Genomic DNA, 24589 nt, shown 5'->3' with positions numbered 1-24589 from the left:
CCCCTCAGATCACGCCGAGATCGGCCAGCGCCTTGGAGAGGCCAGGCGGCAGCGCCTCCTCCTGCGCCCGGTGGGGCGGCAGGTCGGGCGGGGCATCCGACGGCTTGAGGTAGCGCCAGCCCTGGAAGGGCTTCTTCGGCACCGCCGCCGTCCGGTGCAGCTCGGGGTCGAGCACGATGGCGCAGCGGCGGATGCCGTCTTCCCGCACCACCTCGTCCAGCCGCACCACGCGCTGGCGCACCTGGATCAACCCCTTGATGACCCAGTAGATCGAGCCGCCGGCGAGCAGCTCGGCCTCGCGTTTCGGCCACATGCGGGTGACATGGCGCGGCAGGCCATCGTCCCCCCGGGCACGATGGAGCTTCTGCCAGGTGGCGAGGTCGGTGACGTCCTCCGTCCCGACCGAGAGCTTGAGCAGATGCAGCTCAGGACCGCTGGTAGACATGTTCTTGCTTCACCCCCACATATGGTAGAGTAGGAAGCCTCGCGCGATTCTTCCACCCATCCAGATACGTCAGCCGGAGGTTCCGTCCATGAGCCGTTTCCACGCGCCCATCGCCGAAGCGATCTGGGACATGAAATACCGCCTGAAGGAGGCCGACGGCACGCCGGTCGATGCCTCCGTCGAGGCCACATGGGCACGGATCGGCAAGGCGCTCGCCGCCGTCGAGGCCGAGCCGGCCCGGTGGGAGGCGCGGTTCACCGAGGCGCTCACCGACTTCCGCTTCCTCCCCGCCGGAAGGATCACCGCCGGCGCCGGGACGGACCGCAACGTCACGCTCTTCAACTGCTTCGTCATGGGCACGATCCCCGATTCCATGGGCGGCATCTTCGAGGCACTGAAGGAAGCGGCGCTGACCATGCAGCAGGGCGGCGGCATCGGCTACGACTTCTCCACCATCCGCCCCAAGGGTGCGCCGGTGGCGGGGGTGGCGGCGGATGCCTCCGGCCCCCTCTCCTTCATGGATGTCTGGGACGCGATGTGCCGCACCATCATGTCCGCCGGCTCTCGCCGGGGCGCGATGATGGCGACGCTCAGATGCGACCACCCGGACGTCGAGGCCTTCATCGAGGCCAAGGGCGACGCGGCGCGTCTGCGCATGTTCAACCTCTCGGTGCTGGTGACCGATGCCTTCATGGAGGCGGTGAAGGCCGACGGCCCGTGGGAGCTCGTCTTCGGCGGACGTGTCTACAAGACCCTGCCGGCGCGGGACCTGTGGAACCGCATCATGAAGGCGACCTACGACTACGCCGAGCCGGGCGTCATTTTCATCGACCGCATCAACGCGATGAACAACCTCGCCTATGCCGAGACCATCGCGGCCACCAACCCCTGTGGCGAGCAGCCGCTGCCGCCCTATGGCGCCTGCCTACTCGGCTCGATCAACCTCGCCCGGCTGGTGCGCGACCCCTATGGCGATGCGCCCCATATCGACGCGGCCGAGCTGGCCGAGCTGACCGCCGACGCCATCCGCATGATGGACAACACGGTCGACGCCTCGCGATTCCCGCTGCCCGAGCAGCGGGCCGAGGCGCAGGCCAAGCGGCGGATCGGGCTCGGCGTCACCGGGCTCGCCGATGCGCTCGTCATGCTGGGGCTGGAATACGGGACGGACGAAGCCGCCGACCAGACCCGCGCCTGGATGAAGGCCATCGCCCGCGCGGCCTATCTCGCCTCCGTCGAGATCGCCAAGGAGAAGGGCCCCTTCCCGCTCTTCGAGGCGGAGCCCTTCCTCGCCTCCGGCACCATGGCGAAGATGGATGAGGACGTGCGCGACGCGATCCGCGAGCACGGCATCCGCAACGCGCTTCTCACCTCCGTCGCGCCGACGGGGACGATCTCGCTCTATGCGGGCAACGTCTCCTCCGGCATCGAGCCGGTCTTCGCCGCCGCCTATACGCGCAAGGTCCTCCAGAAGGACGGCAGCCGGACGGAGGAGGAGGTCGTCGACTACGCCCTGCAAATCTGGCGGGACCAGGGCCGCAAGGGCCTGCCCCCCGCCTTCGTCGACGCCCAGAGCCTCGCGCCCTCCGCCCATGTGCGGATGCAGGCGGCGGCGCAGGAATGGGTCGACAGTTCGATCTCGAAGACCATCAACGTCCCGAAGGACATCTCCTTCGAGGCGTTCAAGGAGGTCTATGCCCAGGCCTACGAGACGGGCTGCAAGGGCTGCACCACCTACCGGCCGAACGACGTGACCGGCTCCGTGCTGGCCGTCGCCGAAGAGGCCCCGCCGCCCGTCCTGCAGAGCGAGGGCGAGGTCGTCTACCTCTCCGAGCCGCTGGAGCGGCCGAACACGCTGGAGGGCGCGACCTACAAGCTCAAATGGCCCGAGAGCGAGCATGCGATCTACATCACGATCAACGACGTGATCACGGGCGGGCACCGGCGGCCCTTCGAGATCTTCATCAATTCCAAGAACATGGAGCATTTCGCCTGGACTGTCGCGCTGACGCGGATGATCTCCGCCGTCTTCCGCCGCGGGGGCGATGTGAGCTTCGTGGTCGAGGAGCTGAAGGCCGTCTTCGACCCGCGCGGCGGCGCCTGGATGCAGGGCAAGTACATCCCCTCGATCCTTGCCGCCATCGGCGGGGTGATCGAGGAGCACATGGTCGCCATCGGCTTCCTCGCCGCCGAGGGGGCGGGGCTGAAGAGCGACCCCCAGGCCGAAATCCTCGGCCGCCGCCCCGGCAAGGCCTGCCCCTCCTGCGGCTCCTACGATCTGCACATGGTCGAGGGCTGCATGACCTGCGCCAATTGCGGGTTCAGCAAATGCGGGTGAGGGGTCAGCTCTCGAAGATCGCCACCATCGCCTGATCGAAGGCCGCCCAGCTCATCGTGGCGGCATTGCCGGCATAGCCGTCGTAATGCGACCGGCCGGAGGAATTGGGCAGCCCCGCCCAGATGCGGGCGAGGTTGTTCATGAACTGATGCCGGGTGATCTCGCCGGCGCGGTAGGCGCCGAGCCCGGCCTCGGCCAGCAGGATGTCCGCCAGCCGGTCCTGCAGCTCCGGCGAGAAGGCGGCGCCCGGACCGGCGCCTGCCATCCCGGCGAGGCGCGAGAGCGTGGCCGGGATGAACTGGTAGCGGCCGATGGCATGGGGCTGGCCCGGCGTCGCCTCGATCCAGGCGAAGATCTCGCCTAATGTCATGGCGGTCGGCGCCCGCGCGGGGCGCACCCTGGCGCCGTGCTGCACGGCGTCATAGCCGGCCGGCCCGGCCTCCGCCCGCGCGATGAGCTGCCGCAGGAGCGCCGCCTGCACATCGCCGCCGCGCGGCGCCGAAAGGCCCGGCGGCGCCGACACGGGCACCCGGGGCGCATGGGGCGCGAAGAAGCTCCCCTCGTCCCTGTCGATGAAAAGGCTCTGCGCCCGCCCCCGCGCGACCTCCGCCGCCGCGGTCACCGGCACCTCGGCGCTGGCCATAACCGGCTGCGGCGTGCCCACGAGCGGCGCCCGCGCCCCGGCGAGCCCGCCGCCGGTCAAAAGAGAATAGGCCGGCGCCTCAGGCGCCCAGCTTGCAGCCAGCAGCGCCAGAAGCACCGCGGGACCCTTCTGGATCATCGGGGACCCCCTCACCACCGCAGACGTTCCGCGGCAGCTAACCGGCAGCCCCTTTAGATTCCGTTCCCTTGCATGTCTTTGCTCCCGGGCATCCTCGGGGGGCGTCGCCAAAGGCGACGGGGGGCAGACAGCCCCCCGGTCAACCTCTCATCCAGGAGCCCCGCTTGCCTCTGGAGCCCGAAAATTCTTCGCAGAAGAATTTTCGCCCCCCTCAGGCGGCAGCGCTCTGGCGGCGCGGCGGCCCGCGACGGCGGCGCTGGGGCTTGCCCTTGCCCTTGGCATGGGCCGCGGGCTGCGCCCCGGCGCGGCGGGGGCCGGAGCCGTTGGCCTCCGGCGGCGCGATGGCCCGCGGCGGGGTGCCGCTCGCCACCGGCAGCTCGATCTTCATCAGCTTCTGGATGCCGCGGAGGAGGTCGACCTCCTCGCCCGAACAGAAGGCGATCGCCTCGCCCTCGCGCCCGGCGCGGGCCGTGCGGCCGATGCGGTGGACGTAGTTCTCCGGCACTTCCGGCAGGTCGTAGTTGACCACATAGGAGACGCCCGGGATGTCGATGCCGCGCGCGGCGACATCCGTCGCCACCAGCACGTTGATCTCGCCGTCGCGGAAGGCCCGGATGGCCCGGTCGCGCTGGCCCTGGCTCTTGTTGCCGTGGATCGAGGTGGCGTTGAACCCGTCGGAGACGAGGCCCCGCATCAGCTTCTCCGCCCCGTGCTTCGTCCGCGCGAAGACCAGCGTCAGCGCGCCGGGGTCGGCCTGCAGCACCTCGCGGAGCTTCGCGGGCTTCGCCGGCTTCTCGACGAAGTGGACCGACTGCGTGATCTTGTCCGCCGCCTTGCCGGGCGGCGAGACCTGCACCCGCTTGGGGTTGGTCAGATAGGCCTGGCTCAGCTCTTCGATCTGCTTCGGCATGGTGGCCGAGAAGAGCATCGTCTGCCGCGGCGTGCCGAGCGCGCCGGCGATCCGGCGAAGCGCGTGGATGAAGCCGAGGTCGAGCATCTGGTCGGCCTCGTCGAGCACCAGGTGCCGCACTTCGGACAGGTCGATGGCGCGGCGGTCCATCAGGTCGATGAGCCGGCCCGGCGTCGCGATGACGATGTCATTGCCGCGGGCGAGCAGGTTGATCTGCTTGCCGATGGACTGGCCGCCCACCACCTTGGCGATCTTCAGGCGCTGGCCCTTCAGAAGCGGCGCGAGGTTGTCGGCGATCTGGCCGACGAGCTCGCGGGTCGGCGCCAGCACCAGCGCGCGGGCGGTCTTCGGCAGCGGCTTGCCGGCGGAGGCGGCGAGGAGGTCAATGAGCGGCAGGCCGAAGGCCAGCGTCTTGCCGGTCCCCGTCTGGGCGAGGCCGAGGATGTCATGACCCTCGAGCGCCAGCGGGATGGCCTTGCTCTGGATCGGGGTCGGGTCCTTGAAGCCGGCCTCGTCGAGCGTCTTGGCGAGGCGGGGGTCGAGGCCGAGCATTTCGAAATAATTCACGTGGCAAATCCTTGCGGGGGCCAGCCGGGCAGAACCCGGGCAGCCGGTGTGGTGCCGCAGGGTTTGCGGCCGGAGGGAGAGGTCACGCGAGGCGGGCAGGGACGTGCCCCAGCCGTTCGGCCATATCGCCTGACCCCGGAGTGTGTTGGGGAAATCATAGGGCCGCCGCGCAGGGATGGCCGACATCGGCGCGGCAGGGCGGCGCAAGAGCGCAGCACTTCATGGGGCAAGTGGGGCATAAGGGGCCGTCTGTCAAGCGCCGCGGCGCAGCGTCAGCCGAGGTCCAGCTCCTTCCAGCCGGTCGCGGGGTCGGTCGCGCGGCGGAAAAGCGCGGCCTCCGTGACCGCGAGCACGAGCTCTGCCGTGGTGCGGACAAGGGCTCCCGGCAGGAGATGCCCGCCGGTCATCCGCCCGTCCGCCCCGGCGACGGCGATATGCAGATGCACCCCGTCAGGTGACAGCGTGCCAGAGAGCGAGACGATCTCGAGGGGCTCGGCGAGGGTCAGAGGCGCGTCCTCCCCCGCCGGCCGGATGGCAACCTCCGCGAGGCTGCCGACGCAGGCGGCGAGGAAGCCCGCCGTGGCGCCGCTCGCGGCGAAGGCGGCCTCGATCCCGGCGCGGAGGTCCTCGCCGGGCGAGAGGCGAAGCGCGATCAGCCGCGTCTCCGCCCCCGTCCACTCCATCAGAGCGCCAGCACGCTCTTGAGCGCGCTGGTCAGCTCCGCCGCCGGATCGCCCGCCATGCCGGCGGAGCGCCAGGCGACGTGATGGTCGGGGCGCACGAGCACGCAGCCGGCGTCGCTCACCTCCCGCGCCCGCGCCCAGTCGCCGCTGTGGTCGAGGTAGTCGCGCCGCGGGCCGATGACATGCGCCTTGAGCGGCAGGCCCAAATCGGCCGCCACCTGCTCCGCCGCCTCCGCCCAGGCCTCGCCGCCGGGGCCGGTCAGCAGCGTGAAGGTGCCGTGGCCGCAGAGGTCGAGCGTGGAATGCTTGCCCCCGGCCGCATCGAAGAGCCAGACATGCGGCAGACGTGCCCCGGGCCAGGTGGTCGGCTGGTAATGGAGCTCGGGGTCGCGCTCGAAGGGCGGCTCCTCCGTGCCGTCCGAGGCGATGGCGGAGGAGCGGTAGCGCTGGTTCATCTCGACGCCATGCGCGTCGAACTCGTATTTCTTGAAGGCGATGGCGCGTCGGAGCGCCTCGCGCTTGGCCTCGGCATCCGGCGCCGCCAGCGCATCGAGGTTGCCCGCCATCTCGTCAGCCGTGACCTCGCCGCCCATGCCCAGCGCCTCGAAGATCGGCCCGAACTCGCCGCGCGACTGGTTGGCGCGGGTGACGATCTGCTTGGCGATCGGCGCCCGCTCGGCATCGTAGCTCTCCAGCAGCCCCTCGCCGGCCTGGCCCTTCAGCACCGCCGCCAGCTTCCACGCGAGGTTGAACCCGTCCTGGATCGAGGTGTTGGAGCCGAGCCCGTTCGACGGCGGATGCCGGTGCGCCGCGTCGCCCATGATGAAGACCCGCCCGTCGCGCATCTTCGTCGCGTAGCGGTCATTCACCGTCCAGGTGTTGGCGGAGAGGAGCTCGATCTCGAGCTCGGGGTCGCCGACGAGCTGGCGGGCGATCTTGGTGGCCATGGCCTCGTCGACCTTCGGCGGCGGCTCGTTGATGTCGTAACCCCAGATGATCAGCCATTCGTTCCACGGCCGGACCATGCGGACGACGCCCATGCCGATGCCGCCGACATCGGCGCCGGGCTGCATGATCCAGTAAAGGACGCTCGGGCGGTGGGCGACATATTTGGAGAGGTCCGCCCGGAAGACGATGTTCATCGAGCCGTCGACGCCCATCTCGCCCTCGAAGGGCAGGCCGCAGGTCTCTGCCACGCGGGAATTGCCGCCATCCGCGCCGACGAGGTACTTCGAGCGGATCGTGAATTCCTTGCCCGTCAGCCGGTCGAGGCAGGTGGTGGTGACGCCGCCCTCATCCTGCTCGTGCCGCAGGTATTCCGTCGACATCCGCGCCTGCGTGCCGCGCGAGCAGGCGGTCTTGAAGAGGAGCGGCTCCATATAGGTCTGCGGCAGGTCGTTCATGTGGCAGGGGGAGGAGAGCAGGTGCTCCGCCCGGCTCTCCGGCGCGTTGCCCCAGCTCTTCATGCGCCCCAGTTCCTCGCCGGCCAGGCTCTCGCAGAAGACATTGTTGCCGAGCAGATCCTGCTCGGTGCATTGCAGGTAGGCCTCGTGCTCGACCTCCTGCCCGAGGTCCCGCAGCACCTCCATGGCGCGCTGGTTGGTGATATGGGCGCGGGGCGTGTTGGCGAGCCAGCGGTAGCGGTTCACCACCATGTTCTCCACGCCATAGGACGAAAGCAGCGCCGCCGTGGCCGAGCCCGCCGGGCCCGTGCCGATGATGAGCACGTCTGTTTCGATATCGGCCATGGGTCCTCCTCCCGCTTGCCCCGCCGGCTCCCCTCCGGCGCAGCCATGTCGTCAGAGGACGGGGGGGAGGGCAAGGGGGACGCGGCGAAAATTCGTCAGCGGCGGCGCTTGGCGTCGGGGCAGAGAGCGGAACCGACGGGGCTTCCGCAGCGCGCGTCAGTGGCGCCCAGCGCCACTGCTCAGGCCTTCCACTTGATTGAGCAGCCCATCGAGGGGGTCTGCTCGGCCGGCCCCTCGCCGCTCTCGGCGACCTGCACCATGGCCTCATAGAGCTCACGCCGGGTCTCCGGCCCCGCCGGCCCCTTGCCGGCGCTGTCGAGCCGGCCGCGGTACTGGAGCTCCAGGCCCGCGTTGAAGCCGAAGAAATCCGGCGTGCAGGCGGCGCCATAGACCCGCGCCACCTCCTGCGTGGCATCGTGCAGATAGGGGAAGGGGAAGCGCTCCCGCTCCGCCATCTCCACCATCTTCTCGAAACTGTCGGCCGGATAGGCCTCGGCATCGTTGGCACAGATCGCGGCCACGCCGATGCCGATCTGCTGCAGCGCCTCGGCCTCGCTCTTCAGCCGATCGAGGACGCCGAGCACATAGGGGCAATGGTTGCAGATGAACATGAGGACGAGCCCCTTCGGCCCCGCCAGCCCCTCCATCGCATGGAGCTTGCCGTCGGTGCCGGGAAGCGTGAAGGACGGGGCGATCCAGCCGAAATCGCGGGCGGGCGGGGTGGCGGCCATGGCGCTATCTCCTGTCGTTGCGAGGGGTCATGCTAGGCCCCCCGGCCCCGAGGGCAAGCTTGCGGCTTGACCGGCGCGAAGAGGCCTGCGAGTGCTGCGCCATGCGCTGGCTCCTCCTTCTTGCCGTCCTGATCGCCCCCGCCGCCCGGGCGGACGACTGGCAGACGCTCGGCATCGCCCATGCCTTCACCAACGATTACATCGGCGACGGCCATGACCGCTGGCAGAGCGGCGCGCAGACCATCTCGGCCCTCACCGGCTTCGGCGAGGCGCTGCCGGACCGGCCGTTCCGGCTGCTCGAATGGCGGGCGCGGAGCCAGATCCTCATGCCCTGGACGGGCAATGTGGAGCGGCCCTATGCGACGGCGCTCTCCTTCGCGGTGATCTCGCATCAGGCGGCCGGGCCAGTGGAGCTGTCCTACGGGATCGAGGCGACGCGGATCGGCCCCTCGACCGGGCTCGCCGGCTTCCAGACGCGCTTTCACGATGAGTTCGGCTTCGATCCGCCGCGCGGCGCCGGCGCCGAGCTGCCCGACCAGAGCCATATCGGCGCCCTCGGCGAGGTCGTCTGGCCCGTGAGCTTTGGCCGCGCCGAGCTCCGCCCCTTCCTCGGCGCGCGGACCGGGGTGGAGGAGCTCGCCCGCATCGGCGGCGATATCGTGCTCGGCCCGGCGCTCTCGGGCGCCATGCTGGTGCGCGACGAGGTGACGGGCCAGCTCCTGCCCGCCTATGGCGAGGCGCCGGGGCTCGGCCTGACCCTGGGCGCCGACCTTGCCGCCGCCGGCGACAGCGCCTTCCTCCCCGCAGGCGGCCCGGCCCCGCTCGACACCCACTGGCGCGCCCGCGCCGGGCTTCACTGGCAGGGCGAGCGGGGGGCGGCGGTCTTCTACGGGCTGACCTGGCTCTCGGAGGTCTTCGAGGGGCAGGAGGAGGGCCAGCTCGTCGGCTCCCTCAGCCTCGGCTGGCGGTTCTGAGCGGGCAGGCCGGCCACAGGCCGGGCGCGAGCATCTGTGCCTGCGTTGCCTGAGCACCGCCAAACCGGCTAGGATGCCGCAAAGGCCGGGAAAATCCGGCACCATCGAGCAGGCAGCAACATGGTTTCAGAGCGCGGCGCCCGGGCGCACGGCGGCATCTTCGTCTTTTCCTGGGCCCTTGTCCGGGTCGACGGCGCGCCGGCGCCCGACCTCACGAGCCTCCGCCGCGGGCAGGGCTTCGAATGGGACGGCGAGGCGATCCGTGTCGACGGGCCGGCGAATATCCTGCCGCTCGGCGAGGCGATGGGCGAAGGCGCGCTCCGCCGCCGCGCCGCAAGGTCACTCGGGCGGGAGGCGGATGAGGCGGCCCTTGCCGGTATCGAGCCCGACGCGCCCCCCGCCCCCGAGCAATCGCTCGAGCTCACCGACGGGCACCAGCGCTGGCGCGCCGTGATCCTGCCCGCCGGGCCGTCCCGCCCGGCGCTCCTGCAGTTCACCGGCGCCCTGCCGCCGAGGCGGCGGGAGCTCTGGATCGTCTCCATCCGCCTCGCGCCCGGCGCCGCTGCGCGGCCGGGCGGCGTCGTCTGCTTCACGCCCGGCACGCTGATCGCGACGGAGGACGGCCCCCGCCCGGTCGAGACCCTGCGCGAGGGCGCCCGCATCCAGACCCGCGACAACGGCTGCCAGCCGCTCCTCTGGCTCGGCACCCGCCGGATCACCGGCGCGCGGATCGCGGCGATGCCCTGGCTGGCGCCCGTGCGCCTCCGGCCCCATGCGCTCGGCAAGGGCGTGCCCGACCCGGGGCTGACGGTCTCGCCCGATCACCGCATCCTGCTGCGTGGTGCCCGCGCCCGCAGCCTCTTCGGCGCAGAGGAGGTGCTCGTCGCTGCCGCCGATCTGATCGACGACCGGCTGATCCTGCGCGACCGGTCCCGCCGCGAGGTGACCTATATCCACCTCCTCCTGCCCGCGCATGAGATCGTCTTCGCCAATGGGGTCGAGACGGAGAGCTTCCACCCCGCCGCCGCCGCGGCGGAGGATCTGGAGCCCTTCGACGTCCAGCTCCCCGATGCCGCGGATTACGGCCCCTATGCCCGCCGCGTCCTGACCTCCAGCGAAGCGGCGATCCTCGCCCACGCCTGAGCGGGGTCTTGCCCGGCGGACGGCCTGCCCCCAAGCTGCCCCGGGGTCGCGCAGCGGCAGCTCTTGCCTTCTCCCCCGGCGCGCTACCTCGCTCCCAAACAGGGGAGGTTTTCGAGTTGATGCGTATTCTGGTTCCGGCCGCGCTGGCGGCCCTTCTGGCGCTCGGCGCCTGCGGCCCTCGGCCCCAAAGCACCGGCGCCGCCCCGCCCGCCACCTCGGAGTACCGCGCCGTCCCCGACGCCGGCTTCGACGCCTGGCGGGCGGGCTTCGAGCCGAGGGCCCTTGCCGCCGGCATCCCCGCCCCCGTTGTCGCCCGCGCCATGGGCGGTGCCGGCTACATTCCCCGGGTCATCGAGAAGGACAGGAGCCAAGCCGAGCACAGCCTGACCTATCAGGAATATTTCGACCTCGTCCTGCCGCCCGAGAGGATCGCGAACGGCCGCGCCGCGCTCCGCCGCGAAAGCGCGACGCTCGCCCGGCTCGAGGGGCAATACGGCGTGCCGGCGGAGGTCATCGCCGCCGTCTGGGGCATCGAGAGCGCCTATGGCACCAAGCGCGGCACGGTGCCGGTGATCTCCGCCCTCGCCACTCTGGCCCATGACGGGCGCCGGGGGCGGTTCTTCGAGGGCGAGCTGATCGCGGCGCTGCGGATCATCGCCGCCGGCGAGGTGAGCCCCGAGCGGATGCTCGGCTCCTGGGCCGGGGCGATGGGGCACACGCAGTTCATCCCCTCCTCCTACCTGTCGCTGGCCGTTGACGGCACCGGCGACGGCCGCCGCGACATCTGGGGCGACGACCCGGCCGACGCGCTGGCCTCGACCGCCAATTACCTGGCGCGGAGCGGCTGGCGCGCGGGCGAGCCGGTTCTGCTGGAGGTGCGGGCGCCTGCGGGCCTCTCGGGCACAAGGAGTGCCGCGTCCTGGGAGGCGGCGGGCGTGAGCCGCGCCAATGGCGGCGCGCTGGGCGCGTTGCCGGAGGGGCGGCTCCTGCGGACGGACGACGGCCCGGCCTATCTGGTCTTCCGCAACTTCGACGTCATCAAGCGCTACAACAACGCCGATCTCTACGCGCTGGCCGTGGGGGTCCTCTCGCAGCGCATCGGGGGGTGAGGGCGGGGGAGGAGGACCCCCTGTCCCGCAAGGCGTAGGGTGGGTTTCCAACCCACCGCCCGGCGCGCCCAAGGGCGCCACATCGCCGCGCAGGGTGAGTGCCGGCCCGTGGCTTGGCGCACCGACGCCTGAACGGCGCGCTTTATGGTGCAACCAGCCTCCCCGCCCTCAGGCTGCGCCCAGCCCCAGCAGAGCGCCAGCCCGCGGGCCGGGCCGGCGCTCGCCCTGCGCCGTGCCGGCGCGTACCGGGCGGGGGCAAAGCACGCCCGTTGCGCTTACGGAAATCGCGCGATTTCCTTGCACGATTGTCGCGCGAAAATCGTGGGCCCCCGGTGCGCGGGCGGCCCTCAGCCCTGCTTGCCCGAGGTATCCTCCGGGTTCGCCGCCGCATCCGCCCAGGGCCCGTGCTGGCCGGTCGAGCCGTCGTCCATCCGCGCGAAGCCGTGCAGGCCGAAGAAATCCCGCTGGCCCTGGATCATGTTCGCCGTGCCGCGGCCCGTGCGCATCTGGTCGAAATAGGCGAGCCCTGACGACAGGGCCGGCACCGCCAGCCCGTGGGCCGTCGCGACCGAGACCACCTCGCGGAGCGCGCGCTGCGTCCGCGTTACATGCGCGGCGAAGAACGGCGCGAACATGAGGTTCCGCTCGGGATCCTCCGCCAGCGCCTCGGCCATGTCGTTCAGCATGGCCGAGCGGATGATGCAGCCCTCGCGCCAGACCCGCGCGATGGCGGGCAGGTCGAGCGTCCAGCCGAAGGCCTTCGCCGCGGCGGAGATCATCGTGAAGCCCTGCGCGTAGCACATGATCTTGCCGCAGATCAGCGCCTCTTCCAGCAGCTCGGGCGGCAGCGCCTCGGCCGGGAGCGGCTTCGGCGCCGCGCCGAAGAGCGCCTCGCCCGTCGCCCGCTCGTCGATCCGCGCCGAGAGGTTCCGCGCCACGACGGCCGCCTCGATGGCCGGCACCGGCGCCGCGAGATGCTGCGCCTCGATCACCGTCCAGCGCCCGGTGCCCTTCTGCCCCGCCGCATCGACGATGATGTCGAGAAGCGGCTGGCCCGTCGCCCCATCGGTCGCCGCCGCCACCTTGCCCGAGATCTCGATCAGGTAGCTCTGCAGCACGCCCTCGTTCCAGCCCTTGAAGACCGGCGCGATCTCGGGCGCGCTCATCCCGTGGCCGTCGCGGAGGATGCCGTAGGTCTCGGCGATCATCTGCATGTCGGCATATTCGATGCCGTTGTGCACGGTCTTGACGAAATGCCCGGCCCCGGCCTCGCCCATCCAGGCGGCGCAGGGCTCGCCCTCGTATTTGGCGCTGATGGCCTCGAGGATCGGGGCCACACGGTCCCAATCCTCCCGCCGGCCGCCGCCCATGATGGCGGGCCCGTGGCGCGCACCCTCCTCGCCGCCGGAGACGCCCATGCCGAGGAAGGCGCCGGGGCCGCCCATCCGCCGTGTGGTGTCGTGGAAATTGGCATTGCCGGCGTCGATGATGAGGTCGTCGTCCTCCAGGAGGGGGCGGAGCCTGGAGATCATCTCGTCCACCGGGTCGCCCGCGGGGATCATCAGGATGATGGCGCGGGGGCGGGCGATGTTGGCGACGAGCTCCTCCAGCGTGTTGCTGGGGATGATGCGCTCGGCCAGCGGGCCGGCCTCCTTGCGGAACTGGTGGGGCCGGTCGGATTTGCGGTTCCACACCGCGATGTCGAAGCCCTTCTCGGCGATGTTGAGGCTGAGGGCGGCGCCCATCGTGCCGAGGCCGACGAGGCCGATCTGTGCTTTATGGTCCATGGGGCCTCCTTTTGCCCCTAGATGACCCTTCGGCGGCCGGGTGGCAACTGGCAGCGGCCTGAGAGCGGCTTGACAGCGCCGGCATCGGGCGGCCTCTTCGGGCGGCAAGGGGGAGACCACATGGACATGTTCGATCTGACCGGCCGCCGCGCGCTCGTCACCGGCGCCTCGCGCGGCATCGGCCGCGCGCTGGCAGAGGGGCTGGCGGCGGCGGGCGCCGAGCTGGTGCTGAACGGCCGCGACCGGGCGGCGCTGGAAGCGGCGGCGGCGGAGCTCCCCGGCGCGCGCATCCTGCCCTTCGACGTGGCCGACCGCGCGGCGGCGCAGGCGGCGGTGGACGGGTTCGAGGCGGAGGTCGGCCCGATCGACATCCTCGTAAACAACGCCGGCATCCAGCATCGCGCCCCGCTGGAGGAGTTTCCGGCGGAGGCCTTCGAGCGGCTGATGGCGGTCAATGTCGGCGGCATCTTCCACACGGCCCAGGCTGTCGCGCGGCACATGCTGGGCCGGGGCCGGGGGAAGATCATCAACATCGCCTCGGTCAATGCCATGCTCGCCCGGCCGACCATCGCGCCCTACACGGCCACCAAGGGCGCCGTCGCCAACCTCACCAAGGGCATGGCGACGGATTGGGGGCGGCGCGGGCTCAACTGCAACGCCATCGCCCCGGGCTATTTCGAGACCGAGCTCAACCGCCCGCTCCTGGAGGACGAGACCTTCGACAGCTGGCTCAAGGCGCGCGTGCCGCAGGGCCGCTGGGGGCAGGTGCCAGAGCTCGCCGGCGCCTGCGTCTTCCTCGCCTCCGACGCGGCGTCTTACGTGAACGGCGTGACGCTCTATGTCGACGGCGGGCTGACGGCCTCGGTCTGATGGCGGGGCGGATGGCGGAACGGATCGTCGTGATGGGCGTCTCGGGCTGCGGCAAGTCCTCGCTCGGCGCGGCGCTGGCGGCGCGGCTGGGTGGGCGCTTCATCGAGGGCGATGCGCTCCACCCCGAGGCGAACCGGGCGAAGATGGCCTCCGGCCAGCCGCTGACGGATGCCGACCGCTGGCCCTGGCTCGACCTCGTGGCGGAGGCTCTGGCGGCTCCGGGGGAGGGCCCGGCGGTGGCCGCCTGCTCGGCGCTCCGCCGCGCCTATCGCGACAGGCTGCGGGCGGGGGCGGGGCCGCTGACCTTTCTCTGGATGGACGGGCCGGTCGACCTCATCGCCGCCCGCATGGCGGCACGGCAGGGGCATTTCATGCCGACGGCGCTCCTGCAAAGCCAGGTTGCCACGCTCGAGCCCCCGGGGCCGGAGGAGGCGATCCGCCTCGACATCTCGGCGCCCCCGGATGCGATCCTGGCGGAGGCCCTGCGGCAGGTGGGCTAGGCCCCCGGGGAGAGCCGCCCGGATATCGCAGATACCCTTTCATCTTTCCGAGAGAGCTTTAGGGGCCGGCCCCTCAGAGCCCCAGAGCCCCCTGCCCCGGCTCTCCCTGCCCCGGTGCCTCCAGCCCCAGATGCCGCCAGGCCGCCGCCGCCAACGCCCGGCCGCGCGGCGTCCGCTGGATCAGGCCGAGCTGCAGGAGATAGGGCTCGATCACTTCCTCGATCGCGTCGCGGCTTTCCGACAGCGCGGCGGAGAGGGTCTCGACCCCGACCGGCCCGCCGCCGTAGCTCTCGGCGATCAGCCGCAGGTAGCGCCGGTCGGCCCCGTCGAGGCCGAGCCCGTCCACCCCCAGACGCGTCAGCGCCCGGTCGGCCAGCGCGCGGGTGATCGTCCCGTCGCCCTCGACCACCGCGAAATCCGCGACCCGGCGGAGAAGCCGCCCGGCGATGCGCGGCGTGCCGCGGGCGCGGGAGGCGATCTCCTCCGCGCCGCCCTCGTCCGCCGGGGTGCCCATCAGCCGGGCGGCGCGGGTGACGATGTCGTGGAGCTCGCGGGCCGTGTAGAAGACCAGCCGCGTCGGGATGCCGAAGCGGTCGCGGAGCGGCGTCGTGAGCAGCCCCAGCCGCGTCGTGGCCCCCACCAGCGTGAAGGGCGGCAGGTCGATGCGCACGGTGCGCGCCGCCGGCCCCTCGCCGATGATGAGGTCGAGCGCGAAATCCTCGAGCGCCGGGTAGAGCACCTCCTCGACCGCCGGGCTCATCCGGTGGATCTCGTCGATGAAGAGCACGTCCCTCGGCTCGAGGTTGGTCAGGATCGCCGCCAGATCCCCCGCCCGCGCCAGCACGGGGCCTGAGGTCATGCGGAAGCCCACCCCGAGCTCCCGGGCGATGATCTGCGCCAGCGTCGTCTTCCCGAGGCCGGGCGGCCCGTGAAAGAGCGTGTGGTCCATCGCCTGGCCGCGCCGCCGGGCGCTTTCGATGAAGACCTTGAGGTTCGCCCGTGCCTCCTCCTGGCCGATGAAATCGGTGAGCCGCTCGGGGCGGAGGGCGCGGTCCTCGTCCTCGGGCTGGGCCTCGGGGGAAAGCGGGTTCTCCATCCGCTACCTCCCCGGAGCCAGCAGCTTGAGCGCGGCGCGTACCAGCGCGCCGGTATCGGCCTCCGGCGCCTCGCCGGCCGCCTCGGCGACGGCCGCCGCCGCCTCTGATGGGGCGTAGCCGAGGTTGCCAAGGGCCGAGAGCGCCTCGGCGGAGGCGGAGGCGCTCTCCACCCGGGGGGCCGCCGCGGGGGCGGCCGGCGCCGCATCGTCCTCGATCAGCACCGGCGCCGCGGCGGGCGCATGGGCCAGCGCCATGGCCGCCGGCGCCTTGTCCTTCAGCTCGGCCACCACGCGCTGCGCGAGCTTGGGGCCGACGCCCTTGGCCTTCGCCACCGCCGACCAGTCGCCGAGCGCGATGGCGCGGCCGAGCGCCTCCGCCCCCAGCGCGCCGAGGATCGCGGTGGAGGCCTTGGCGCCCACTCCCTGCACGGAGGTGAGGAGCCGGTGCCATTCCTTCTCCGCGAGGCTGAGGAAGCCGAAGAGCTGCATCAGGTCCTCGCGAACCAGCAGCTCCGTCCAGAGCGTCGCCGCCTCGCCGGGGCCCGGCAGCGCCGCCAGCACCCGGTCGGAGACATGGACGACATAGCCGACGCCGCGCACGTCGAGCACGACGTGATCCGCCCCGCGATGGACGATCACCCCGGCGAGCCGCCCGATCATGCGCCGGCCCTGGCGAGCGCGGCGGCGAGGGCGCCGCGGGATTGCAGGTGATGGGCATGGCAGATGGCGACGGCCAGCGCGTCGGAGGCATCCGCGCCGGCGAATTCGACGCCCGGCATGTGCATCCGCACCATATGCGCCACCTGCGCCTTCTCGGCCCGCCCGGTGCCGACCAGTGCCTTCTTGATGGCGGTGGCAGCGTATTCGCCTACTTCGAGCCCGGCCTCGGCCGGCGCCAGCAACGCGATGCCGCGCGCCTGCCCGAGCTTCAGCGTGCCGGCACCGTCGCGGTTGACGAAGGTCTCCTCCACCGCCGCCGCGTCGGGGGCGTATTCCGCCACGATGCAGGAGAGCTGCCGGTAGAGCGCGAGGAGCCGCACGGCGAGCGCGCCCTCGCCCGAGCGGCAGATGCCGTTGGCGACGTGGCGAATCGAGCCGCCCTCGGCCTCGATCACGCCCCAGCCGAGCGCCCTCAGCCCCGGGTCGAGCCCCAATACCCGCATTCCTGCCTGCCCTTTTTACCGGTTGTTGACCTTGGCTAGCACAAAGCGCGAACACCCGCCAAGCGGTCTTCCCGCCCCGCGCACCGTTTGCGACGTGATCGGAGGGCGGAAAGCGACATTCCGCATGCCGGAAGCGGCAAAAATGGTGACGGAATTGTGTTTTATTTCCAAAGGGTTATGGCGTGATCCGGTCATGCTGCCATTGCATGGGTTCCATGCAAAAATTGCTCTGGTGCCGGGGCGCCGATTTCCCTAACTGCGGGATGTTCTCAAACCGCTCTGCTTTTAAGCAGACAACCAAAGGAGATGGGCACATGGCCATTTCGACCACCAATACCGCCCCCGTGGGCGGGCTCTTCCGGGCTCCCCTGGCCTCGCTGGTCTCCGCCCTCACCGGCTGGAACGACGCGCGGCTGACGCGCAAGTCGCTGTCCGGTCTGACCGCCCGTGAGCTGGATGACATCGGCCTCTGCCGCGGCGATATCGACACGATCGCCCGCCACGGCCGGATCTGACGACCCGCCTATCCGGCGCCCCGACGGGAGCCGGAAACGATAGGGGCCGCCCCGAGGGGCGGCCCTTTCTCGTTCACTCGTCAACTCATGCACTCGTCACGCGAAACCTGCGTCACTGGTGACAACAAAACCTGTCAGAAGATCCGCGCCATGCCGGCGGCGAGGATCTCGGTCACGGGATCAACCGTCATGATGACGGCGCCGACCCGCTCGGGCATGGAGCCCGAGGACAGCGCCTGCAGCGTCTCGTCATAGGCGCCGGCGCCCATGGCGGCGAGGAGCGCCGCCTTGAGGAGCAGCGCGCCCAGCACGAGGTGCAGAACGATCCGCAGCGGGAAGACCGGCATCCGCACCTTGGGGCGGGCGGTCACGAGGCCGGATCTGTCCATCGTCAGTCTGGCGCCACCGGCGAGCCGCGCATGGGTCCGCGTGATACGCTTCAAACGTGTATCGAATTCTTCGAAAGACGCAGTGGACATCCCGGCAGTTCCCGTCTTCGGGCCCCCACCCGAATGGGCAAGGATATGCTGCCGGAATGTGGCCGGATCGTGGCAACTCGTTAAAAACAGGGACGAAGTCGATTAAACCCCGGCGTCATTCCGCAGGATCAGCGTCGCCCAGTCACCAATCGCCTCGGCGCGCACCAGATTGATGCCCACCGCGCGATAATGCGCCGCCACATCCTCCTGCTGCTCGGTGAGCAGGCCGGAGAGAATCACGCGCGCGCCGGGCGCCGCATGGGCCGCCATGGCGGGGGCGAGCGCGATGAGCGGTGCGGCGAGGATGTTGGCGATGATCAGGTCATAGGGCGCGGCCTCCGCCAGCGCCGGGGCGTCGAAGCCCGCCGCCTCGGCCAGCGCCACGCGGCCCGCCATGCCGTTGGCCGCGAGGTTGGCGCGGGCGACGTCCACCGCGACCTCGTCGATGTCGGAGGCGATGACCTCGGCCTCGGGCCAGAGCCGCGCCGCCGCCATGGCGAGCACGGCGGTGCCGCAGCCGATGTCGGCGACGTTTCGGAAGGTCTCGCCGGCGAGGCTCTCGAGCGCGAGGAGGCAGCCCTTGGTGGTGCCGTGATGCCCGGTGCCGAAGGCCATGGCCGCCTCGATCAGCAGCGCCTCGGCCCCCTCGGGCACCTTGCTCGCATCATGCGCGCCATGAACGAAGAAGCGCCCCGCCTCCACCGGCGGCAGACCGCGCTGCACCTTGGCGACCCAATCCTCGTCCGGCACCTCGGAGATGAGGAAATCCCGCACCCCATGCGCGGCGGCGAGGAGCGAGAGGGCGATGCCGTCCGGCTCCTCCTCCCAATGGGCGCCGACCTCGAAGGTCAGGCTGCCATCCTCGATCTCGAAATAGCCGACGGCGCCGGGCTCCAGTGCCTCCAGCGCCTCGACCAGCGCCTCGGCGCGGTCCAGCCCCTTGGTCAGCGTGATGGCGGACCAGGAGCTCATTCGGCCGGCGCCGCGAGCAGTGGGCGGAGCCGCGTCTCGTGACCCGGCCCCGGATGGCGCGGCACGAGGAGCGACAGGCAGAACGAGATGGCGGCCATGCCGGCGGCGGCATAGAAGACGGCCCCCGGCCAGACGAGCCAGAGATAGCCCAGCGCCGCCGGCAGGAAGACCGCGGCGATATGGTTGATCGTGAAGGCGACGGCGGCCGTGGGGGCGATGTCGCCGGGTTCGGCGATCTTCTGGAAGTAGGTCTTCAGCGCCAGCGCCAGGCCGAAGAAGAAGTGATCGAGCACATAGAGCACCGCGGCCAGCACCACGCCCCAGTTGAAGGCATAGATGCCCGCATAGGCGAGGAAGACGAAGATGAGCCCGGTGTATTCGAAAAGGAGCGCCCTGCGCTCGCCGAAGACATGCACGGCCTTCCCGAGGAGCGGCGCGACCGCCATGTTGAGCACGAGATTGATGAGGAAGAGCCCCGTCACCTCATGCACCTCGAAGCCGAAGCGCTCGACCATCATGAAGCCGGCGAAGACGACGAAGATCTGCCGCCGCGCGCCCGACATGAACTCGAGCGCGTAATAGAGCCAGTAGCGCCGGCGGAGCACCATGCGGTGCGTCTGCGGGTTCGGCGCCGCGAATTGCGGGAATGCGACGAGGCAGACGAGCGCGATCAGCGCGCAGGCCCCGCCGGAGAGCCAGAAGACCAGGTTGTAGCTCAGGTCGAACCGCTGCCAGGTGAGCACGATGGCCAGATAGGCGACCAGCGTCGCCGCCGAGCCCGCCGCCATCAGCCAGCCAAGCGTCTGCGGCGCCCGCTTCTTGTCGATCCACTGGAGCTGCAGCGAGGTCTGCACGGTCGAGAAGTAGTGAAAGCCGATAGAAGACAGGAGCGTGATCGTCAGGATCCCGCCCATGCTCGGGAAATGCGCGGTGACCGCCGTCGAGACGCCGAGGAGGACGAGCGAGACGAGCATTAGCCGCTGCTCGCGGATGACGATCAGAAGCGCGATCACGCCGATGGCGAGGAAGCCCGGGATCTCGCGCACGGTGTGCAGCCAGCCGATGTCGTGCCCGTCGAAGCCGGCGGCGTCGATGACGAAGTTGTTGAGAAGCGCGCTCCAGGTCGAGAAGGCGAGCGGCATGGCGATGGCGCAGAGGAAGAGCAGCGCCACCGGCCGCCGCCAGAGCGGCAGAGTCTTCGCGTCGGAGAGGGGGAACACGTCAGCCATTCCCGGCCCTTACCCCCATCCGCGGGCCAAGCCCAGAGGGACAGGTCTTCGCTCCCGAAAAATCCTGAAGGGCGTCCCGGGGGGCGGCGGCCCCCGGCGCTAGCCGTCCTTGCCGTAGGCCAGTTGCTGCGCTGCCCCGGCACAGAGGAGGTAGACCGAGGTCACGACCAGCCCCAGATGCGCCCAGCTTTCGGGGTGGAAGTCGACGAGTACGGCCCAGAAGGCGAAACCCGTCCAGGCCAGCGCCATGGGCAGCGTCACCATCCGCCAGCGTGCCGTGCGCACGGGGTGGACGAACTTGATCGGCAGGAACATCGCCACCGCGAGGATGGCGACGAGCGCGAGGATCACCCAGAAATCCGGCTTGAGCGCGAAGAGCACCAGCACCACCATGTTCCAGCATCCCGGGAAGCCCGAGAAGGAATAATCCCGCGTTTTCATGCGGGTATCGGCGAAATACATCGCCGAGGCGAAGGTGATGACGAAGATGCCGATCCAGCCCGTCCAGCCGGGCAGAAGGCCCGACTTGAAGAGCGCATAGGCCGGCACGAAGACGTAGGTGAGATAGTCGATGATGAGGTCGAGCAGCACGCCGTCGAAGATCGGCGCATTGACCTTCACCTTGTAGCGGCGGGCGAGCGGCCCATCGATGCCGTCGACGAAGAAGGCCACGACAAGCCAGAAGAACATGCCCTGCCAATCGCCCTCCACCGCCTCCAGCATCGAGAGCATGGCGAAGACGGCACCGGTGGCGGTGAGCAGGTGAACGAGCAGGGCCTTGGACTTGTCTGTCATGTCCCGTTCATGAACGAGCGGGCCGTCTGTCGCAAGACTGGGGGTCGCCCGGCCCTCAGGCACGCGGATGCGCCGCCTCGTAGACCCGCATGAGCCGCGCCTCGTCCACCGCCGTATAGCCCTCAGTGGTGGAGAGCGAGGCATGGCCGAGCAGCTCCTGGATGGCGCGGAGGTCTCCCCCCGCTGCCAGCAGATGCGTCGCGAAGGAATGGCGGAGCGCGTGGGGCGTGGCGCTGGTGGGCAGGCCGAGCTGCATCCGCGCCGCCTCCGTCGCCTTCTGAATGGTGCGGGGCGAGAGCTCGCCGCCCCGCGCGCCGCGGAAGAGCGGCGCATCGGCCCCGCGCGGATGCGGGCAGAGCTTGAGGTAGTCCTGCACCGCCAGCCGCGCGGCGGGCAGGACGGGCACCAGCCGCTCCTTGCCGCCCTTGCCGAAGATGCGCAGCACCTCCGGCAGCGGCGCGTCGCGGCCCTTGAGCGAGAGCGCCTCGGAGATGCGCAGGCCGCAGCCGTAAAGGAGCGTCACCACAGCAAGGTCCCGCGCCGCCTGCCAGCCGCTCGCGGATTGCAGCTCGACGGTCTCGACGAGCCGCGCCGCCGCATCCTCCGAAAGCGGCCGGGGCAGCGACTTCGGCACCTTGGGCGCGCGGGCGGCGAGCACCGCCGTGGGCTCGAAGCCCTCGCGATCGGCCAGCCAGCGGCAGAAGCTCTTCACCGCCGACAGCCGCCGGGCGAGCGAGCGGGGGGAGAGCCCCCTCTCCCGCTCCGCCGCGAGGAAGGCCCGCATGTCGGAGATGGTGATCGCGGCGATGGCACCGATCCCCATCGGCCCGCCCTGATGGGCGCCCATGAAGCCGAGGAAGGCCGCGACATCGCGCCGGTAGGCGTCGACCGTGTGGGGGGAGGCGCCGGCAAGGGCGCTCTCCTCCTCCAGCCAGCGCGTCAGCGCATCGGAGGCGCCCTCCGAAAGCAGCGTCACGCCAGCCAGCGCCGCATCAGCCGCTCGAAGACCGACCCGAAGAAGGTCAGGAGGTCCGTGCCCTGCTGCGGGGCGAAATGGTGCGGATCCTCGACGCCGAGCGCGAGAAGACCCGGCAGGCGCCCGTGGCCGAGATCGAGCTGGATCAGCGCCTCGGAGCGCACATATTGCGCCGCCTCGCCATAAACCTGCCCGTCTTCGGGCCGGTACTGGCGCAGGATCACCCGCCGCGACGCGCCGCCGCGGCCGAGCGTCTGGTAATGCTCGACGAAGCCCGGCTCCGCCACGCGCAGGATGGCCGAGAGCCGGTCGATGCCGCTCTTGTCCTCCTCCGCCGTCTCGAGGATCAGGCGCACCGTGTCGATCTGCAGGATGTCGGCGACCTCGCCGGCGAGGTCATGCAGGAACATCTCGAACTTCGGCGCCTCGAGGAGCACGAGCACGGCGCGGTGCACCTGCTGCATGCCCGCGAGATTCTCGTAGGCCGCCGCGATGACGGAGCGGTGCGTGTCCTCCAGCCGGCCGAGCCGCGATTCGAGCCGTTCCATGGCGATGCCGCGCATGTCGACGATATTGCTGCCCATCAGCCGCTCGTTGGCGGCGACGAGGGCGCGCATGATCTCGGTATCGTCGAGAAGAAGGTCAGGGTCTTTGATAAGGCGGTCGCGGACCGACGCCTCCATAAGGGGATTGCTGCTCATGCCTCACTCGTTCCGGTGATTGCTTTTGAGGGAGCTTAGCAGAGCCGGGGCGGAGGGAAGCGGGAAAAGCCCGCCCCCGGCGGGATCGGCGCCGGGGTGCGGATTTGCAACGACACCCCGGGCGGGTGGATCGCCCTTGCCACTGCCAGACCGCGCCAGATAACTCTGCGCATGACCACGGTTTTCATCCTTCTCGCCCTCGGCGCGACCGGCGCGCTCCTCGCCTGGCCCCGGCTTTTCCACGCGCCGCTCTGGCGGGCGACGATGACGCCGCTTGCCTCGATCATCGGCTCGGGCTTCCTGATCCTCGGGCCGGTGCTCAATGCCGAATACGGGCGGCTCGGCCCGGTGGTGATGGCGGCGCTCTGCGCGGTGGCCTGGGCCTTCGGCGCCGCCATCCGCCGGAACATCGGCGTGATCGCCGCGGGCGGCGACCGCGGCCGGCTCGTCGCCGGGCTCGAGCGGGCGAGCCAGTGGGTGCTGGCCTTCGCCTATGTCGTCGCCGTCGCCTATTACCTCAACCTCTTCGGGGCCTTCGCGGTGGAGCTCACGCCTGTGCGCGGGCCCTTCGCCGCGCATCTCGTCACCTCCGCCGTCTTCGCCGTGATCCTCGCGACCGGCTGGCTGAAGGGCTTCTCGGCGCTGGAGCGGATGGAACAGGTGGCCGTCGGGCTGAAGCTGGCGATCATCGCCGGGCTCCTGACCGGGCTCGTGCTCGCAGTGGCCCATGCGGCGCCGGGGGAGCTTCACGCCAACCCGGTGCGGGCCAGCGGCTGGCAGGCGCTCTTCATCGCCTTCGGGCTCATCGTCACGGTGCAGGGCTTCGAGACCTCGCGCTATCTCGGCGAGGAATACGGCGCGCCGCTCCGCCGCCGCTCGATGCGCCTGGCGCAGGCGCTCTCGTCGGCGATCTACCTCATCTATATCGCGCTCTTCTGCCTGATCTTCGTGCCGGACCCGGGGCCGGCGAACGAGGCGGCGATCATCTCTGTGATGGGCCAGGTGGCGCTGGTGCTGCCGCCGCTTCTCGTCGTCGCCGCGCTCGCCGCGCAGTTCTCCGCCGCCGTCGCCGACACCTCGGGCGCCGGCGGGCTGGTGGAGGAGCTGACGCACGGGCGCGTCGCGCCGAAGACGGCCTATCTGGCGCTGGTGGCTGCGGGGCTGGCGCTGACCTGGGCGCTCGACGTCTTCGAGATCATCACCTGGGCGAGCCGCGCCTTCGCGCTCTACTACGCGCTGCAGGCCGGCATCGCGGCGCGCGAGGCCGGGGGCGCGATGCGGCTGGCCTGGGGCGCGCTGGCGCTCCTCGGCGTGGCGATCACGCTGCTGGGCGTGCCGGTGGAATAGCAAGGAGGCGGAGACCGCATGGTCTCCGCCTCCTCCGTCTTTCTATAGATCGCCTCGGTTCAGAGGATCTTCTGACCGGTCTCGGCCCAGTCCTTCAGGAACTGGTCGAGCCCCTTGTCGGTCAGGGCGTGGCTGGCCATCGCCTTGATGACGGAGGGCGGCGCGGTCGCCACGTCGGCGCCGATCTTGGCGGCCTCGCTCATGTGGTTCGCGGTGCGGATCGAGGCGGCGAGGATCTGCGTCTTGAACTCGTAATTGTCGTAGATCTGCCGGATGTCGGCGATCAGATCCATGCCGTCGATGTTGAGATCGTCGAGCCGCCCGATGAAGGGCGAGATGAAGGTCGCGCCGGCCTTGGCGGCCAGAAGCGCCTGGTTCGCCGAGAAGCAGAGCGTCACGTTGACCATCCGGCCTTCCTCGGTGAGCACCTTGCAGGCCTTGAGCCCGGCCCAGGTCAGCGGCACCTTGATCGTGATATTCGGCGCGATCTTCGCCAGCTCCCGGCCTTCGGCGATCATGCCTTCGGCATCGAGCGCGACGGTCTCGGCCGAGACGGGGCCGGGCACCAGATCGCAGATCTCCTTGGTGACTTCCTTGATATCACGGCCGGATTTCATGATCAGCGAGGGGTTGGTGGTGACACCATCCACCATGCCGAGATCCACAAGCTCGCGGATGGCGGCGATATCGGCGGTGTCGACGAAGAATTTCATGACTGGCTCCCGTGGTT

General features: G+C 70.6%; 25 protein-coding genes. 8 read left to right on the top strand and 17 right to left on the bottom strand.

From position 1 onward, the window contains the following. Positions 1-4: 4 nt before the first annotated feature. Complete coding sequence (locus ACAZ03_RS02710; RefSeq protein WP_373355818.1) at positions 5-445, bottom strand: DUF1489 family protein; 441 nt, start codon at positions 443-445, stop codon at positions 5-7. A gap of 88 nt (positions 446-533) precedes the next feature. Between ACAZ03_RS02710 and ACAZ03_RS02705 the strand changes: the two genes are divergently transcribed. Further along, positions 534-2783, top strand: a complete 2250-nt coding sequence (locus ACAZ03_RS02705; RefSeq protein WP_373355816.1) for an adenosylcobalamin-dependent ribonucleoside-diphosphate reductase — start codon at positions 534-536, stop codon at positions 2781-2783. Positions 2784-2787: 4 nt separating this feature from the next. Here the strand turns inward: ACAZ03_RS02705 and ACAZ03_RS02700 are convergent, their stop codons facing one another. The 5 genes from ACAZ03_RS02700 to ACAZ03_RS02680 all read right to left on the bottom strand — a co-directional run bounded on the left by ACAZ03_RS02700 (position 2788) and on the right by ACAZ03_RS02680 (position 8203). Next, positions 2788-3564, bottom strand: coding sequence for a hypothetical protein (locus ACAZ03_RS02700; RefSeq protein WP_373355814.1), 777 nt, complete (start codon positions 3562-3564; stop codon positions 2788-2790). 211 nt (positions 3565-3775) lie between these two features. After that, positions 3776-5026 (bottom strand): DEAD/DEAH box helicase, encoded by a 1251-nt coding sequence (locus tag ACAZ03_RS02695; protein ID WP_373357033.1) that lies wholly within the window; start codon positions 5024-5026, stop codon positions 3776-3778. A gap of 287 nt (positions 5027-5313) precedes the next feature. After that, positions 5314-5724, bottom strand: a complete 411-nt coding sequence (locus ACAZ03_RS02690) for a PPC domain-containing DNA-binding protein (protein WP_373355813.1) — start codon at positions 5722-5724, stop codon at positions 5314-5316. Then, positions 5724-7472: an FAD-dependent oxidoreductase gene (locus tag ACAZ03_RS02685; RefSeq protein WP_373355812.1), complete on the bottom strand. Its 1749-nt coding sequence runs from the start codon at positions 7470-7472 to the stop codon at positions 5724-5726. Before ACAZ03_RS02685 ends, ACAZ03_RS02690 begins: the two co-directional genes overlap by 1 nt. 179 nt (positions 7473-7651) lie before the next feature. Continuing rightward, positions 7652-8203, bottom strand: coding sequence for a thioredoxin family protein (locus ACAZ03_RS02680; RefSeq protein ID WP_373355811.1), 552 nt, complete (start codon positions 8201-8203; stop codon positions 7652-7654). Positions 8204-8304: 101 nt separating this feature from the next. Between ACAZ03_RS02680 and ACAZ03_RS02675 the strand changes: the two genes are divergently transcribed. The 3 genes from ACAZ03_RS02675 to ACAZ03_RS02665 all read left to right on the top strand — a co-directional run bounded on the left by ACAZ03_RS02675 (position 8305) and on the right by ACAZ03_RS02665 (position 11429). After that, the gene (locus tag ACAZ03_RS02675; RefSeq protein WP_373355810.1) at positions 8305-9177 is read left to right on the top strand and encodes a DUF2219 domain-containing protein; all 873 of its coding nucleotides are present in this window, start codon (positions 8305-8307) and stop codon (positions 9175-9177) included. Between the two features lie 120 nt (positions 9178-9297). Further along, positions 9298-10320, top strand: coding sequence for a Hint domain-containing protein (locus ACAZ03_RS02670; protein WP_373355809.1), 1023 nt, complete (start codon positions 9298-9300; stop codon positions 10318-10320). Between the two features lie 119 nt (positions 10321-10439). After that, the gene (locus ACAZ03_RS02665; RefSeq protein ID WP_373355807.1) at positions 10440-11429 is read left to right on the top strand and encodes a lytic transglycosylase domain-containing protein; all 990 of its coding nucleotides are present in this window, start codon (positions 10440-10442) and stop codon (positions 11427-11429) included. 347 nt (positions 11430-11776) lie between these two features. Here ACAZ03_RS02665 and gndA read toward each other — a convergent pair whose 3' ends face one another. Further along, complete coding sequence (gene gndA, locus ACAZ03_RS02660) at positions 11777-13216, bottom strand: NADP-dependent phosphogluconate dehydrogenase (protein ID WP_373355806.1); 1440 nt, start codon at positions 13214-13216, stop codon at positions 11777-11779. Positions 13217-13336: 120 nt separating this feature from the next. On the opposite strand from gndA, the gene ACAZ03_RS02655 reads away from it, so the two are divergent. Both ACAZ03_RS02655 and ACAZ03_RS02650 read left to right on the top strand, forming a co-directional pair. After that, a complete protein-coding gene (locus ACAZ03_RS02655) occupies positions 13337-14086 on the top strand; it encodes a glucose 1-dehydrogenase (RefSeq protein WP_373355805.1) in 750 nt (249 codons plus the stop codon). Between the two features lie 11 nt (positions 14087-14097). Next, entirely contained in the window at positions 14098-14586 is a 489-nt protein-coding gene (locus ACAZ03_RS02650) for a gluconokinase (RefSeq protein WP_373355804.1), read from the top strand. A gap of 73 nt (positions 14587-14659) precedes the next feature. Here ACAZ03_RS02650 and ruvB read toward each other — a convergent pair whose 3' ends face one another. Genes ruvB through ruvC form a run of 3 tightly spaced genes read right to left on the bottom strand, consistent with a single transcriptional unit; the run spans position 14660 to position 16845 of the window. Further along, complete coding sequence (gene ruvB, locus ACAZ03_RS02645) at positions 14660-15682, bottom strand: Holliday junction branch migration DNA helicase RuvB (RefSeq protein WP_373355803.1); 1023 nt, start codon at positions 15680-15682, stop codon at positions 14660-14662. 3 nt (positions 15683-15685) lie between these two features. Continuing rightward, the gene (gene ruvA / locus ACAZ03_RS02640; protein WP_373355802.1) at positions 15686-16342 is read right to left on the bottom strand and encodes a Holliday junction branch migration protein RuvA; all 657 of its coding nucleotides are present in this window, start codon (positions 16340-16342) and stop codon (positions 15686-15688) included. Then, positions 16339-16845, bottom strand: a complete 507-nt coding sequence (ruvC, locus tag ACAZ03_RS02635; protein ID WP_373355801.1) for a crossover junction endodeoxyribonuclease RuvC — start codon at positions 16843-16845, stop codon at positions 16339-16341. Before ruvC ends, ruvA begins: the two co-directional genes overlap by 4 nt. 314 nt (positions 16846-17159) lie before the next feature. On the opposite strand from ruvC, the gene ACAZ03_RS02630 reads away from it, so the two are divergent. Next, positions 17160-17360 carry a DUF1127 domain-containing protein gene (locus ACAZ03_RS02630; RefSeq protein ID WP_373355800.1) on the top strand — a complete coding sequence of 67 codons (201 nt, stop codon included), beginning with the start codon at positions 17160-17162 and terminating at the stop codon, positions 17358-17360. Positions 17361-17494: 134 nt separating this feature from the next. Here ACAZ03_RS02630 and ACAZ03_RS02625 read toward each other — a convergent pair whose 3' ends face one another. The 6 genes from ACAZ03_RS02625 to ACAZ03_RS02600 all read right to left on the bottom strand — a co-directional run bounded on the left by ACAZ03_RS02625 (position 17495) and on the right by ACAZ03_RS02600 (position 22512). Beyond that, positions 17495-17803: a hypothetical protein gene (locus ACAZ03_RS02625; RefSeq protein WP_373355799.1), complete on the bottom strand. Its 309-nt coding sequence runs from the start codon at positions 17801-17803 to the stop codon at positions 17495-17497. A 138-nt stretch (positions 17804-17941) separates the two neighbouring features. Then, positions 17942-18811, bottom strand: a complete 870-nt coding sequence (locus ACAZ03_RS02620; protein ID WP_373355798.1) for a 50S ribosomal protein L11 methyltransferase — start codon at positions 18809-18811, stop codon at positions 17942-17944. After that, a complete protein-coding gene (locus ACAZ03_RS02615; RefSeq protein WP_373355797.1) occupies positions 18808-20040 on the bottom strand; it encodes an MFS transporter in 1233 nt (410 codons plus the stop codon). The genes ACAZ03_RS02620 and ACAZ03_RS02615 overlap by 4 nt, the downstream gene beginning before the upstream one ends. 99 nt (positions 20041-20139) lie before the next feature. Further along, positions 20140-20835 carry a phosphatidylcholine/phosphatidylserine synthase gene (locus tag ACAZ03_RS02610; RefSeq protein ID WP_373355796.1) on the bottom strand — a complete coding sequence of 232 codons (696 nt, stop codon included), beginning with the start codon at positions 20833-20835 and terminating at the stop codon, positions 20140-20142. Between the two features lie 55 nt (positions 20836-20890). Next, the gene (locus ACAZ03_RS02605) at positions 20891-21811 is read right to left on the bottom strand and encodes a tyrosine recombinase XerC (RefSeq protein WP_373355795.1); all 921 of its coding nucleotides are present in this window, start codon (positions 21809-21811) and stop codon (positions 20891-20893) included. Next, positions 21808-22512, bottom strand: coding sequence for a DUF484 family protein (locus ACAZ03_RS02600; RefSeq protein ID WP_373355794.1), 705 nt, complete (start codon positions 22510-22512; stop codon positions 21808-21810). Before ACAZ03_RS02600 ends, ACAZ03_RS02605 begins: the two co-directional genes overlap by 4 nt. A 171-nt stretch (positions 22513-22683) precedes the next feature. Here ACAZ03_RS02600 and ACAZ03_RS02595 point away from each other — a divergent pair, with 171 nt between their 5' ends. After that, positions 22684-23859 carry a hypothetical protein gene (locus ACAZ03_RS02595; RefSeq protein WP_373355793.1) on the top strand — a complete coding sequence of 392 codons (1176 nt, stop codon included), beginning with the start codon at positions 22684-22686 and terminating at the stop codon, positions 23857-23859. 59 nt (positions 23860-23918) lie between these two features. Here the strand turns inward: ACAZ03_RS02595 and fsa are convergent, their stop codons facing one another. Further along, positions 23919-24572, bottom strand: a complete 654-nt coding sequence (fsa, locus tag ACAZ03_RS02590; RefSeq protein ID WP_373355791.1) for a fructose-6-phosphate aldolase — start codon at positions 24570-24572, stop codon at positions 23919-23921. Positions 24573-24589 lie beyond the last annotated feature (17 nt).

It is taken from the genome of Pseudoroseicyclus sp. CXY001 (assembly GCF_041714655.1).
Classification (GTDB): Bacteria; Pseudomonadota; Alphaproteobacteria; order Rhodobacterales; family Rhodobacteraceae; genus Pseudoroseicyclus_A.
Note: the sequence above shows the minus strand (reverse complement) of the source record. Positions and strands in the feature narration are given on the sequence as shown.